The 13,330-nt window shown below is 57.2% G+C and carries 11 protein-coding genes; 4 read left to right on the top strand and 7 right to left on the bottom strand.

The genetic code is table 11. From position 1 onward, the window contains the following. The first annotated feature begins 3 nt into the window (after positions 1-3). Positions 4-1,500 carry a class I adenylate-forming enzyme family protein gene (locus LKE65_RS06550; protein ID WP_278740783.1) on the top strand — a complete coding sequence of 499 codons (1,497 nt, stop codon included), beginning with the start codon at positions 4-6 and terminating at the stop codon, positions 1,498-1,500. Positions 1,501-1,512: 12 nt separating this feature from the next. Here LKE65_RS06550 and LKE65_RS06545 read toward each other — a convergent pair whose 3' ends face one another. Beyond that, entirely contained in the window at positions 1,513-2,211 is a 699-nt protein-coding gene (locus LKE65_RS06545; protein ID WP_278740782.1) for an IclR family transcriptional regulator, read from the bottom strand. A gap of 92 nt (positions 2,212-2,303) precedes the next feature. Next, a complete protein-coding gene (locus tag LKE65_RS06540) occupies positions 2,304-3,182 on the bottom strand; it encodes a LysR substrate-binding domain-containing protein (protein ID WP_278740781.1) in 879 nt (292 codons plus the stop codon). A 121-nt stretch (positions 3,183-3,303) separates the two neighbouring features. Here LKE65_RS06540 and LKE65_RS06535 point away from each other — a divergent pair, with 121 nt between their 5' ends. After that, positions 3,304-4,833, top strand: a complete 1,530-nt coding sequence (locus tag LKE65_RS06535; protein ID WP_278740780.1) for a UxaA family hydrolase — start codon at positions 3,304-3,306, stop codon at positions 4,831-4,833. A gap of 101 nt (positions 4,834-4,934) precedes the next feature. On the opposite strand, the gene LKE65_RS06530 is transcribed toward LKE65_RS06535, so the two are convergent. Then, the gene (locus tag LKE65_RS06530) at positions 4,935-5,573 is read right to left on the bottom strand and encodes a LysE/ArgO family amino acid transporter (protein WP_278741789.1); all 639 of its coding nucleotides are present in this window, start codon (positions 5,571-5,573) and stop codon (positions 4,935-4,937) included. Positions 5,574-5,648: 75 nt separating this feature from the next. On the opposite strand from LKE65_RS06530, the gene LKE65_RS06525 reads away from it, so the two are divergent. Beyond that, positions 5,649-6,551, top strand: a complete 903-nt coding sequence (locus tag LKE65_RS06525; RefSeq protein WP_278740779.1) for a LysR family transcriptional regulator ArgP — start codon at positions 5,649-5,651, stop codon at positions 6,549-6,551. A gap of 36 nt (positions 6,552-6,587) precedes the next feature. On the opposite strand, the gene LKE65_RS06520 is transcribed toward LKE65_RS06525, so the two are convergent. Beyond that, positions 6,588-7,469 (bottom strand): NAD(P)-dependent oxidoreductase, encoded by an 882-nt coding sequence (locus tag LKE65_RS06520; RefSeq protein ID WP_278740778.1) that lies wholly within the window; start codon positions 7,467-7,469, stop codon positions 6,588-6,590. Positions 7,470-7,698: 229 nt separating this feature from the next. On the opposite strand from LKE65_RS06520, the gene LKE65_RS06515 reads away from it, so the two are divergent. Next, positions 7,699-8,462, top strand: a protein-coding gene (locus LKE65_RS06515) for an IS5 family transposase (protein ID WP_278740088.1) whose coding sequence is annotated in 2 segments (ribosomal slippage) — positions 7,699-8,041 and positions 8,041-8,462 — 765 coding nt in all. Because the reading frame shifts where the segments join, the coding sequence is not laid out codon by codon here. A gap of 99 nt (positions 8,463-8,561) precedes the next feature. Here the strand turns inward: LKE65_RS06515 and xdhC are convergent. Genes xdhC through xdhA form a run of 3 tightly spaced genes read right to left on the bottom strand, consistent with a single transcriptional unit; the run spans position 8,562 to position 13,303 of the window. Then, positions 8,562-9,425: a xanthine dehydrogenase accessory protein XdhC gene (gene xdhC, locus LKE65_RS06510; protein WP_278740777.1), complete on the bottom strand. Its 864-nt coding sequence runs from the start codon at positions 9,423-9,425 to the stop codon at positions 8,562-8,564. Further along, positions 9,406-11,787, bottom strand: a complete 2,382-nt coding sequence (xdhB, locus tag LKE65_RS06505; protein ID WP_278741787.1) for a xanthine dehydrogenase molybdopterin binding subunit — start codon at positions 11,785-11,787, stop codon at positions 9,406-9,408. The genes xdhC and xdhB overlap by 20 nt, the downstream gene beginning before the upstream one ends. A gap of 10 nt (positions 11,788-11,797) precedes the next feature. After that, positions 11,798-13,303 carry a xanthine dehydrogenase small subunit gene (gene xdhA / locus LKE65_RS06500; protein WP_278740776.1) on the bottom strand — a complete coding sequence of 502 codons (1,506 nt, stop codon included), beginning with the start codon at positions 13,301-13,303 and terminating at the stop codon, positions 11,798-11,800. Between the last annotated feature and the right edge of the window lie 27 nt (positions 13,304-13,330).

Raw genomic sequence — 13,330 nt, 5'->3', positions numbered from 1 at the left:
AGCATGAGCATACAACAGCTTTTTTCCAACGCGGCTTCCCGCTGGCCAGAGACACTCGCTCTGCATGAACCCGCCACGGGCCAGAAGCTTACATTCTGGCAGATAAACGCGGCTTTACAGGGATTTGGGGCCTTTCTGGCAGAACGGGGCATTGCCTGCGGCGCGCGGGTTGGCATTCTGGCTGATGCCAGCATCCCTTATCTGATTGCGGATTACGGCAGCATGGCCTGCGGATATGTGCGCGTGCCGTTTGACCCCTCCCTTTCTGTTGAGGAACTGCGCAACCAAATTGCCGATGCCGAAATTGCCATTCTGCTCCACGACCCCATTCATGCGGAACTGGCACAGCAGGCAGGGGGTGCCACCAGCGTTCCACTCCCCACCACATGGCAGACCATAACCGCACATACGGCAGCCCCGCTGGCCGGTGGCTCCCCCTCCACGCTGGCGTCCCTCAACTATACTGGGGGCACAACGGGCCAGCCAAAAGCTGTTATGCACACACAGGGCAGCCTGACTGCCATTGTCAGCAATATCGGGCAGGCCCGCCCGACATCTGCGGGGGATGTGCTGCTTAATGTCCGCCCCCTGTGGCCCATTGCATCGGTTTCCGTGCTGGCGCACCTGTGCCACGGGGGAACGGTCGTGCTGGGTGGGCGTTTTAATCCGTCCACGTTTCTGCCCCTCCTCCAGACAACACATGCCACCTACAGCTCGCTCGTACCCACACAGATTGCCCGTCTGGTGCAGCACGCCCAGACACACGGCGCCATTGCCAATAACCAGAATCCCCTTCCCTTTTTCCGTTCTCTGGATGTTGGCGCGGCCTCCCTGCCGCCCGAAACGCTGGAAAAAGCCATGCATCTGTTTGGCCCCCGGCTGAGTATTCTGTACGGCATGACCGAAGCACCATGGAGCTTTTACCTGCCAGCACCAGAACTTGCCGCCCTGCACAAAGCCGGCACCTGCGCTGGAGCTGTCGGTTTTCCCCTACAGCACGTGCAGGCCCGCTTAAACGCGCACAGCACGCAGCCCCATGCTGGGGAAGTTGAAATTCACGGCCCTCACCTTATGGCGGGATACTGGAAACAGCCCCAAAAAACAGCCTCCGTGCTACACGATGGCTGGCTGGCCACAGGGGACCTTGGCATTATGGACAACACCCATATGCTTAAAATTGTGGGGCGCAGCAAAGAGATTATTCGCTCTGGTGGTATGTCCGTGCAGCCAGCCGAAGTTGTTGAGTGCCTGCTCTCCTACCGCGGGGTTGCAGAGGCCCATGTTTTTGGTGCGGCCGACCCCGAATGGGGGGAGCGCGTCTGTGCCGCCATAGTCCTGCATGCCAATACCGAGCTGGAAGCGGATGAGCTGATCCTGCATTGCAAAAAACAGCTTTCCCGCCACAAGGTACCCAAACAGATATTATTTGTACCGCACCTGCCGCGCTCTCATTATGGCAAGGTACAACAGGCAAAACTGCTCAAACTGCTGGAAGAATAATGCCCCGTGCGGTCAACCAAACAGTTGTTCGGCAATACCCCCACAGGCCCGCTGCAAATGCCGCGCCAGAGAGGAAGAAACCTGCAACACTGCATCCATCTCCAACCCCGCTATGACCAGCGCACCCACAGCCGCATCCTGCCCCCGGCGGATTGGATACCCCATAGAGGATAAACCCTTGCGCTGCTCGCTATGGCCAAAAGAATATCCGCCAGCCTGAGCAACCTCCAGCAGTCTGGGGCGCACCCGCTCGTAGCGCTCATCCCCCACTGTCTGGCGCGCCTGCGCCTCGGGGTAGGTTGCCAGAATGGCGCGTCCACTGGTGCAGCTGTCTATGGCAAATTTGTCATCCAGATCCGCAACAACATTAAAAGGGGTTGCGGCTGTCCACATCCGTTCGATCAGCACAATCTGGTCCCCCACAGGCAGGGCGACAGAGACAATGGCAGGCCGATCCGCAATAACATTCTGCAAATCAATGGTGTATGGCAGCGCAATCCGCCGTAGGGGCAGGCGTGTCAGGTAGGCACTTGCTGGTAGCAGGCAGCCCCCCCCAAGGCGGTATACTCCATGTTCCGCCTCCACCTGCCGCCAGTGCATCATCGCTTTTAACAACCTGTGGACCGTACCACGGTCCATACCCGTCAACCGCGCGAGCTCCAGTGCTGTCAAACCCTTGGAGACACCTGCCAGATGCTTTTGCAGCGCCATATACTTATCAAGGACCCCAACGCCGCTACCCTGCATAACCCCCGACCTTCACAATTCTATCAGTTCAAATATTGACTTCATAAACCCTGAACCTAGGCACGCCTATCCTGAACCAGCCATTCAAGGAGCAGATGCTTGCTCTTAGGCTCCGCGGCATCTTCGCGGTAAACGATATAATACCCATATGCGGGGATCGCGCGAATATGGGTGACGGGGATCAGTTTTGCTCCGGGGTCAAAGTGCTCAAGCAATGCAGCACGCACAAGGGCTACCCCCATGCCCTCCCGTGCGGCTTGGTACATCATGGCAAAGTCACCAAAATGAGGCCCCTCTACAGGTTCTGACCAAGGCAGCCCGGCGGCCATAAACCACGGCTTCCATGGTTCCAGAGGGCTCCTTAGCATAGTGCAGTGCTCCAGGTCGGCAGGTGCAAAAAGACGATGCTGGTTTATAAAATCCGGTGTTGCAGCAGGAAAAATATCTGACTTCATAAACATCAGGCTTTTCATTCCGGGATAGTTGCCTGTTCCAAACCGAATATAAATATCCGCCCCTTCAGCTTTGACATCCAGCCCGGAAGAACTGAGTTCAATACTGATCTGCGCATCGGGGTATTCTTGCTGAAAACCCTGTATTGCGGGCCACAGAATCAGCCGGGCAAAAGACGGTGGTGTGCTGATTGTGATGCTGGCCTCAATGTTATTGGCCAGACGGGGCAGTTTAACAGCCTCAAGCGCATCAAGCGCATGCCTTACAACCGTAATATACGCTTCCCCAGCGGAGCTGAGAACCAATGCACGGCCCTGCCTGTGGAAGAGGGCAAAGCCCGCCAGTTCCTCCAGAAGTTTGATCCTGTGGCTCACGGCACTTCTTGTCAGCAGCAACTCCTCAGCCGCCTTGCTGAATGATCCATGCCGGACGGCACTTTCAAACGCGTAAAGCGTGTTCAGGGGGGGAATGCGGCGTTGCATCTGGGGCTTCTGCTCTGAGATTGGTGAAAAAACTTTGACAGACAGGTGCGACGATTTCAACCCACCTAATTCGAAATCCTCCTTATAAATTAGATGGAGAATTCAAACCGGGGTTAGAAAAATGTCCACGATTGCCAACATCATAAAATTAAATCCGCTGGATGATGTCGCCATTGCCACGCTGGCCCTGCCTGCGGGCAGCCTGCTCGAAGGAACCGACGGGGTGCGCACTGCGACCGAAATACCGGGAGGGCACAAAATTGCCTTAAGAACAATCCAGTGCGGTGATCCCGTACACAAATATGGTCAGATCATAGGGTTTGCGACGCAGGATATTGCTCCCGGCCAGCATGTACACATCCAAAACCTGTCTATGGGGCATGATTTTGCGCGGGATTATGCGTTTGGCAAAGGGGTAAAACCCTCGCCCGAACCAGCCGAGCACCTGACTTTTAAGGGATACCTGCGCCCGGATGGCCGGGGAGCAACACGCAACCTTATAGGAATTGTCAGCACGGTTAACTGCTCTGCCACAACTGTCAAAAAAATTGCCGAACACTTTGTTCGGTCAGATATTCTTGAGCACTACCCTAATGTTGATGGGGTTATTCCTGTCACACATGGCTTTGGGTGCTGTATCGACTCAAAGGGGGAAGGCCTTCAGCAGCTGCGGCGGACAATTGGGGGCTATGTGGTGCACCCCAACTTTGCGGCAGTTCTTGTGATCGGGCTGGGGTGTGAGGCAAACCAGATGGACGCCATATTCATGGCCGAGAATGTAAACCCCGGTACACGCCTGATCCCCCTTGTCATGCAGGAGGAGGGCGGAACGCAGAAGACCGTTGATGCCGGGATTGCCGCGATTGAAAAAATCCTTCCCGAAATCAACACTATCACGCGTGAGGCCCTCCCGCTCTCGCATCTGGTCCTTGCCTTGCAGTGCGGTGGATCGGATGGGTATTCGGGCATTACGGCAAACCCCGCTCTGGGGCATGCGGTTGATCTTCTGGTCGCACAGGGTGGTTCAGCCATTCTGACCGAAACTCCGGAGATTTATGGGGCAGAACACCTGTTAACCCGTAGGGCAGCACGGCGTGATATTGGCGAAAAACTCGTCAATATCATCCACGGATGGGAACAATACGCAGAGCGCGAGCACGGCAGCATTGATAACAACCCCACCCCTGGCAACAAAAAGGGAGGGCTGACAACCATATTGGAAAAATCTCTGGGTGCGGTCGCAAAAAGTGGTTCCACCGCGCTACAGGGCGTTTACCACTACGCCGAACCTATTGATGCGCGTGGGTTACTGTTTATGGATGCTCCCGGATATGACCCAATGGGCGCCACGGGCCAGATTGCCTGCGGGGCAAACCTGCTGGCGTTTACAACTGGCCGAGGCTCCTGTTTTGGATCCCGCGTTGCCCCTACCATCAAAATCGCAACAAACACCACCATGTATAACCGCATGCAGGATGATATGGACATCAACTGCGGCAGTATTCTGGATGGCCATTCCAGCGTGACAGACATGGGGGAAGAGATTTTTCACTTCATTATCCGCATGGCGTCAGGGGAGCACAGCAAGAGCGAAGCCCTCAATGTTGGTAATGAGGAAATGGTTCCATGGATGATCGGGGCCCAGATGTAATCTCAAGGCCGTAAAAGAATGTTTTGACGGCCATAACAGCGCAGGGAGGGCAATGCCCCCTGCGCTGCCTGCAATAAGGCGCTCCAGCCCAATGGCAACCATTATGACCGTGCCAGAAACGAGTGCACAAGGCCGTTCCAGAGCAGAAAACCCGCAAGCGTAAACATGATGCATCCTATAAACACATCCAGAATCAGCCATGAGCGGGGGCGAGCAAACAAAGGCTGTAAAAGGCGTGCCCCATAGCCCAGAGCCGCAAACCACAAAAAACTGGCAGACGCCGCCCCTGCTGCAAACAAGGGCCTTGCTGATGGAGGCTGTGCCGTGGCCGCAGCCCCCATTAGCAGCACTGTATCGAGGTAAACATGAGGGTTAAGCCACGTAAAAGCCGCCACAGCCAGCAGCGCCTGCCTTGACGAAATCCCACGATCCACCTGAGCCAACATGCTGCTCTGGTGTGCCGCCCGGTACAGTGATTTTGCGCCATACCATGCCAGAAACAAGGCACCAGCCAGCGTAAGACCCACCGACAGGGCAGGCAGAGCAGACGCCAAAGCCCCGACCCCACTCACACCCGCAGTAATCAGCACGGCATCCGAAAGGCCACAGAACAGGACAATCACCCCGACATGTTCCTGTTTAAGACCCTGCCGCAACACAAACAGGTTTTGTGCACCAATGGCTACGATCAGAGATGCGGAAAGCGCAAACCCAGCGAAAAACGAAATGAGGAACAGCATCATGCTGTTTCACTATGCCCTTTTCCATGATAAGGAAAACTTGTTTTTCTAAATGATATAAAGCACTCCTTACTTATGCTGGATTACGCTGCCTTGGGTATTGTCAGTGCCGTTGTGCGTGAGGGTTCTTTTGAAGGAGCGGCTCAGGCTCTTGGCATTACATCGTCCGCCATTTCACAACGCGTCAAAGGGTATGAGGAAAAACTGGGCGCGCTGCTGATTATCCGCGGTCAGCCCTGCCAGCCCACCACGCTGGGCAAGGCTCTTTGCGCCCATATTGACAAAGTCCGCCTGCTGGAAGCTGAAATTCCTCAGCTTTCTGGAGATGCAGCATTGTCCGTCTCCCGCGCACCCACGCTCAAAATTGCCGTTAACGCGGATAGTCTCGCCACGTGGTTTCCATCAGCAATTTCTGGCTTCGTAAAAGAAAGCAGGGTTTTTCTGGACCTGCTTATAGAGGACGAAGCCCATACGGCGGACCGGCTGCGGTCGGGCGATGTCATGGCCGCAGTTACGGCAGATTCAAGCCCGGTGTCCGGCTGCCGCACGCTACACCTTGGCGCGTTGCGTTACGCAGCCTGTGCAAGCCCGGATTTTGTGCAACGCTATTTTTCTCATGGATGGACGCAAGACGCATTCTCCAACGCGCCCTGCATGTGCTTTGAAAAACGGGACAGGCTGCAAACACGGTGGTTGCAGGAAGTCCATCAACTCCCTTTGCCCCGAGAGGTGCATTATATCCCGACCCCTCAGGGGTTTCTGGATTTTGCACTCGCCGGAATGGGGTGGGGGTTGCAACCCCTTGCACTCGCCAAAGCGCACCTTGAATCCGGGCGGCTTGTCGAACTCGCACCAAAGCACCGAGTAAATGTTAATCTGAACTGGGTTACTCCGCGCCTGAAAAGCGAATTACTGGAAAAACTCACCCGGAATCTCAAAGTGCAATGCTTGCAAAGCCAATACCTTGAGCGGGAATAGCCCCCAAGCCTTCCAGCTTCTCTGCGCTGGCATGCTCTACTTCAAACCACTTTCCTGACGCACGCGTTCCTGAAGAACGACAAAATCGCGGTCTGCATCCCCCGCGCTGACTGCGCTCAACAAGCGATCACGAACAATGGCGGCATAAGGGAGTGGCACGCCGTAATCTCCCCCGGCATCCATGAACATCCCGACATCCTTCAGGCCCAGAGTAACAGGCGCTCCCGGAGTGTCATAAGCATGGTCAACCATCAGCTTACCGTAGTTCTTATGGACCGGAGCGTTATAGAAGCTGCCTGTCATAATCTCAAAAATCTTGCGTGGGTCTGTTCCCGCTTTTTCATTCAGAGCAAAAACTTCTGCCATCTGTTCAATAGTTGAGTAAATCATGAAATTCAGGGACAGTTTTGCAAGGTTGGCTTGTAACGGGTCATCCCCCACCCTGAAGATATGAGGGCCAAAACATTGGAGTGCTGGTTCCAGATAATCCAGCACATCCGATTTACCAGCGGCCATAACAAACAATGCTCCCGCTTCCGCCGCAGGGGGCCGCCCAAGAACATTGGCACTGACGTATGTTTGCCCACGTTCTGCATGACCATCGCGCAAACGGCGTGCCTGCTCGAGGGATATTGTGCTGCAACAGACATGCACAGCATTGGGCAATAGCCCTTCGGCTATACCATTTTTGCCAAATGTCGCCTGCTCAGTCGTTGCATCATCCAGCAGCATAGAAAAAACAATATCGGCGTCATGGGCAACCATGGCGGGAGTTTCCCCCACAGTCGCGCCCAGAGCAGCAAAGTCGGCAGCTTTGGCGGCTGTTCGGTTATAGACACAAAGCTGATGCCCGACAGCAAGAAGGCGCCTCGCCATAGGGTGCCCCATAGCGCCCAGACCAACAAACCCGATTTTCATGCTGCCTCCTGTTGCATTGACCCATTGCAGTCAATTTTCTGAATTTTTCATAAATTGAAAAGAGCGGAGTATTCCAATCAATCAGAACAAGGCGTGGGACAGGCCCGCTCTGCCATTTTCATTCTGTTGTCAAAATTGACGCGCCATATATTCTAGGCTCAGGACCTATTAATTTATTGAACTGGACGAACGGTTGTGATTCACAGGCTTACCGATGGAAGGTGGGCCTATGAGTGATGTGTTTATGCTATCTGAGCGCCAGATAGAGCGGATTGAGCCGTTTTTTCCTCTGGCGCACGGAGTGCCACGCGTGGATGACCGGCGTGTTCTGAGCGGGATCGTTTATGTGATCCGTAACGGCCTTCAGTGGAAAGACGCTCCGAAAGCGTATGGTCCGCACAAGACTTTATACAACCGCTTTATCCGGTGGAGCCGCCTCGGTGTTTTTGACAGGATCTTTGTCGCCCTGACAGAACAGGCAGGCCGTTCGAAGCGTCTGATGATCGATGCAACACATCTCAAGGCACACCGGACATCGGCGTCCCTGCTCAAAAAGGGGCTTTTTCCCGCCATATCGGACGGACAAAAGGCGGCCTGAACTCAAAGCTTCATGCCATATGTGATGGACAAGGGCGTCCTGTTCGCCTTCATCTGACTGCGGGACAGGTCAGTGATTTCAAAGGCGCTGATGCGCTGCTGTCGGACCTGCCGGATGAGACAGAGGAAGTCATCGGCGATCGGGGATATGACAGCAATAAAATCAGACAGTCTCTCGCAGAACGCAATATCACCGCCTGTATTCCGCCGAAGAAGAACCGGAAATCAAAGCCACCTTACAATTGGCATCTGTATAAAAAGCGCCATCTGATCGAAAACATGTTCGCAAAGCTGAAAGACTGGCGACGGGTGGCAACACGATACGACCGCTGTGCTCATACATTCATGTCCGCAATCCAAATCGCAGCAAGCTTCATCTTCTATCTTAAAGAATGAGTCCTGAGCCTAGAGAATGTGACGTCTTTTGCCCACAATCGGCTCTTCCCCGACCCTGCCAACGTAACTGCTGCATACTTGCCGCACAGAGTTTAGGAGTCAGGCACTGGCGCCCATACTGGCCCCAGCAAACCCTTCCCCCTGCTGTGCGGGATGGAGCAGTTTTTCCACCACTTCGGCTGCTACAAGAGCAGCTATAACCTCGGGGCGTTTGTCCCGCACGCCCCTATCCCCTATGGGGCAGACCAGTGCTGCAAGCTGTTCTGGAGAAATCCCCACTTCTGAAAAGGATTTTTCAAACCGCAAGCGTTTTGTGCGCGAACCGATAAGCCCAACATAGGCCAGACCGGGCTGCAGGAGCGCTGCCTCCACAATCAGCGCATCCAGTGTGTGCGATGGCGTTAACACCAGAACCCCCGCACCCGGCTCCGCCGTTGCCAGAACATCGTCCCACGCGGCGGTCACGCGTGCTTCCACTCCTTCGGGCACATGGCCAAACTCATGTGCCCGCGGGTCTACCCAGACCAGCCGCAACGGCAAAGGGGCCAGTGCGTGGGCCAGTGCACGCCCCACATGCCCCGCCCCGAACAAAAACAGGGTTGGGCGCTGGGCATTCTGCTGGGCCAGTTGCTGTTCAAGCTGTGCACATAACGGAGCACTCAGCACTTCCAGCCTTACGGCCACGCGGCCACCACAGCACTGGCTGACATTACTCCCCCCCAGCACTATCTGGCGCTCGCACAGTGCCTCGCCCGACTGGAGCATGGTGCGGGCATGCTGCTCACACGCCAGTTCCAGCGCGCCGCCACCAACCGTACCCGCCACAACGTCCTGCCCGACCAGCATAAACGCTCCCTCCTCCCTTGGGGTGGAACCGCGGGTAAGCGTTACGCACGCCACTACCAGAGGCTGAGGTGCCTGCCGCCAAAGGCCAAGTAACTGCTTAGGTGTGTACCTGCGCATGACCCACTCCACCTTGCTGGCGCAGGCGCTCGGCCACGCGCAAAATCTGTTCGGGCGTTGCCGGAGCATTCAGCCCCGGATAGGTACGGTAGTTGTCCACACTGGCCAGCGCATCGGAAATGGCATGCAGCACCGCCAGACCATGCACAAACGGTGGTTCCCCCACCGCTTTGGAGCGGAAGATGGTCTCCTCCCGGTTGGGCACGTTGTCCATGAGTTTGACATTAAAAATACGTGGCCGGTCGGAACAGGCGGGAATCTTGTAAGTGCTGGGCGCATGGGTGCGTAAACGCCCCGATGTATCCCAGAACAGTTCCTCCATGGTCAGCCAGCCCGCGCCCTGCACAAACCCGCCCTCGATCTGCCCTATATCAATATCCGGGTTAAGGGAGAGGCCCGCATCGTGCAGGATGTCCACCCGCTCCATGCGGTTTTCCCCCGTAAGCAGGTCCACCACAACCTCCGCGCAGGCCGCACCGTAAGCAAAGTAATAAAACGGTCGGCCACGCCCTGTTGCACTATCCCACGAAATTTTGGGCGTTTTGTAAAACCCTGTGGAGGAGAGGGAAATACGGGCCATATACGCCGCATTGACCAGTGTGGCGAACGGCACCGTAGCCTCCCCCACCACCACACCATCGGCTGTAAAATGTACCTGTTCGGGGGGAACCTGCCATTTGGCAGCGGCAAAGTTTACAAGCCGGTCCTTGATGGTGCGCACAGCCGCCAGCACGGCCATGCCGTTCAGGTCCGCACCACTGGACGCGGCGGTAGCAGAGGTATTGGGGACCTTGCCTGTTGTGGTGGCGGTAATGCGCACCCGCTCATGGGGCAGACCAAATTCGCGCATGGCAATCTGCACCATTTTGGTATGCAGGCCCTGCCCCATTTCTGTCCCGCCGTGGTTCACCTGCACCGAGCCATCGGTGTAAACATGCACCAATGCCCCGGCCTGGTTAAAATGCGTAGCGGTAAAGGAAATACCAAACTTGACCGGCGTTAACGCAATACCACGCCGCAGGTACTGGCTTGTCTTGTTAAACTCCCTGATCTGTGCGCGGCGTTTGCGGTAGTCGCAGTCCTGCGCAAGTTGGGTCATAACCTCCCCGGCAATGGAATCCTCCACGGTCATGTGGTACGGAGTGACGTTGCGTTCGGTCGTGCCATACACATTGCGCAGCCGCACATCCAGCGGGTCCAGCCCGGTGGCAAAGGCAATCTGCTCCATAATCCGTTCAGCCGCAGCAGCCCCCTGCGGGCCACCAAAACCGCGAAATGCCGTGTTGGACTGCGTATTGGTGCGCAGCGGCACCGAGCGCAGGCGTACGTCCGGGTAGTAATAGGCGTTATCGGCATGGAACAGCGCGCGGTCCGTTACCGGGCCGGACAGGTCGGCCGACCAGCCACAGCGGGCAGCCAGCTCCATATCCACCCCCAGAACATGACCCTGCGCATCAAAACCCACGTCATAATCAATCACAAAATCATGGCGCTTGCCCGTGATCATCATGTCATCATCACGGTCAAGGCGGAGTTTGGCTGGGCGGCCGGTGCGCGCGGCGGCAAGGGCTGCCAGACAGGCCACAATGTTGGCCTGAGTTTCCTTCCCGCCAAAACCACCGCCCATGCGCCGGACTTCCACGGTCACAAGGTTGTTGGGGCAACCCAGCACGTGGGCCACCATGTGCTGGGTTTCGGTCGGGTGCTGGGTGGAGGAGCAGATACGCATTTCCCCGTCCTCTCCGGGCCAGGCCAGCGCGGCCTGCCCTTCGAGGTAAAAATGCTCCTGCCCGCCAATGGCCAGTTGGCCTGCAAGCCTGTGCGGGGCATTGGCCAGAGCCTGAGCGGCGTTACCCCGTGTCATTTCCAGCGAGCGGCAGACAAGTGCCCCCCCTTGTGCGCGGGCCTGCTCTATGTTCAGCACTGCGGGCAGGTCCTCGTATTCCACCCGTGCCAGCACTGCGGCCTGGCGGGCTGCATGGCGGGTTTGGGCCACCACGGCAAACAAGGGCTGACCACAAAAAAACACATGGTCTTCGGCCAGCAGGGGTTCGTCCCCCGCTCCTACGGAGCTGATCTGGTTGTGGTGCGCTATATCGCGCGCGCTCAACACGCAAACCACACCGGGGTAAGCCTGCACCGACCCCAGATCCATGCTGATGATGCGCGCATGGGCGCGGCTGCTCAGGCCAAGGGCAACATGCACCGCATTGGGCGGTGTTGGCATATCATCCACATACCGCGCCTCCCCCGCTACGTGCAGGTGCGCGCTCTCATGCCTGAGCGAGGAAGACGCCGCACCGGCCACCTGTGCGGGATCTTGGGGTGCCGAGCCTCCGGTTTCAGCTGGTTGTGCTGCCATGGTGTGGGGGTCAACCATGCGCCACCTCCTGCCAGTTCTGTAATGTTGGGGCGTGGTGCGGGCTGTTATCCCTATCAGGCTCAAACAGGCGGACCAGCAGGTTGGCGGCAACCGTTGCACGGTACCATGCACTGGCCCGCATGTCTGACAGAGGGGTAAAATCCTCTTTTATGGCCGCTTGCGCTGCAAGGAGTGTTTCGGGGGTACGCATCTGCCCCATAAGAGCAGCCTCCGCCCTGCTGGCCCGGCATGGTATGCCCGCCATGCCGCCATAGGCCAGACGGGCCTGCTGGATGGTGCCATCCTCTGCCATAACCAGCACAAAGGCCCCCAACACGGCAGAAATATCCTGATCAAACCGCTTGGAAACCTTGTACACTCCGCACACGCTCCCAGCAGGCAACGGCGGAATAAGCACGCCTTCTATAAACTCGCCGGGGCGGATGTCCTGCTTGCCGTATTCGAGAAAAAACGCTTCCAGCGGCACAACCCTGCGGTCAGGCCCGCAGCGCAGGTGAAGTTGCGCACCTGCGGCCATAAAAATGGGCGGGCCATCCCCAATCGGTGACGCATTGCCGATATTGCCGCACACGGTGGCAGCATTACGAACCTGCGTGGACCCGATACGCCGCAGCGTATCTGCCGCCGCTGGCAGGTGCGCGACCAGATGAGGCATGGCCTCCGTATAGGTAACGCCTGCTCCTATCCACAACGCACCATCGGGGCGGGTGTGGATTTTGTGCAGGTCGCGGGCGGTACGCACGGCAATAATATGGGGGAGCTGGCGCAATCTTTTGGTGACCCACAAGCCAACATCGGTCCCCCCTGCCACCAGTACGGCCGCCGGGTCCTGCGCATAGGCAGCGGCCAGTGCCTCCACCGTAGCAGGGAGCGTGACACGCCCCTGCGGGCTATGCAGTTCCACTGTTTTGCCATCCTGCAGGGCCTGTAGGCGCGCGCTCAGCTCCGCCGTACGGGCACTTATGGGTTCACCATGCCGGGCGCAGTAGGCTGCGGCTTTTTTCATGGCGCGCACAATGGGGGCATACCCCGTGCAACGGCACAGATTGCCTGCCAGTGCCTCGTTTATAATCCGCTCACCATCCAGCGTGCCCTCAAGTGCCGCCATATCCGCGCGCGTGGACAGCGCAACCATGGACATGACAAACCCCGGTGTGCAGAATCCGCATTGCGATCCGTGCTCGTCTACCATGGCCTGCTGCACCGGGTGCAATGCGCCATCGGGGCTGCGCAGATCCTCCACGGTCAAGAGCTGCGCGCCATCGAGCATCCACACCATGTGGATACAGGCATTAACTGCGCGCCATACCAGATGCCCCTGCTCCAGCCGCCCGACCAGAACGGTGCAGGCACCGCAATCCCCTTCGTTACAGCCTTCCTTGGTGCCGGTGCGGGCCTGCTGGTCGCGCAGCCAGTCCAGCAGGGTCAACTCCGGCGGCAGGCTGGACAGATGGTGGAGGGTATCCCCCACATAAAAGCTGATGTGCTGGCGCATGCGTGCCCTCCCGGCTTATGTTTTTAT

Source organism: Acetobacter fabarum, from assembly GCF_022483405.1.
Classification (GTDB): Bacteria; Pseudomonadota; Alphaproteobacteria; order Acetobacterales; family Acetobacteraceae; genus Acetobacter; species Acetobacter fabarum.
The sequence above is the reverse complement of the archived record's forward strand: the minus strand, read 5'-3'. Positions and strand labels throughout refer to the sequence as shown.

Coding starts and splice junctions, on each gene's coding strand:
- LKE65_RS06525 (WP_278740779.1), top strand. CDS start 5,649: ATGCTGGATTACGCTGCCTTGGGTATTGTCAGTGCCGTTGTGCGTGAG.
- xdhB (WP_278741787.1), bottom strand. CDS start 11,787: ATGGCAGCACAACCAGCTGAAACCGGAGGCTCGGCACCCCAAGATCCC.
- LKE65_RS06535 (WP_278740780.1), top strand. CDS start 3,304: ATGTCCACGATTGCCAACATCATAAAATTAAATCCGCTGGATGATGTC.
- LKE65_RS06520 (WP_278740778.1), bottom strand. CDS start 7,469: ATGAAAATCGGGTTTGTTGGTCTGGGCGCTATGGGGCACCCTATGGCG.
- LKE65_RS06530 (WP_278741789.1), bottom strand. CDS start 5,573: ATGCTGTTCCTCATTTCGTTTTTCGCTGGGTTTGCGCTTTCCGCATCT.
- LKE65_RS06550 (WP_278740783.1), top strand. CDS start 4: ATGAGCATACAACAGCTTTTTTCCAACGCGGCTTCCCGCTGGCCAGAG.
- LKE65_RS06545 (WP_278740782.1), bottom strand. CDS start 2,211: ATGGCGCTGCAAAAGCATCTGGCAGGTGTCTCCAAGGGTTTGACAGCA.
- LKE65_RS06540 (WP_278740781.1), bottom strand. CDS start 3,182: ATGCAACGCCGCATTCCCCCCCTGAACACGCTTTACGCGTTTGAAAGT.
- xdhC (WP_278740777.1), bottom strand. CDS start 9,425: ATGCGCAGGTACACACCTAAGCAGTTACTTGGCCTTTGGCGGCAGGCA.
- xdhA (WP_278740776.1), bottom strand. CDS start 13,303: ATGCGCCAGCACATCAGCTTTTATGTGGGGGATACCCTCCACCATCTG.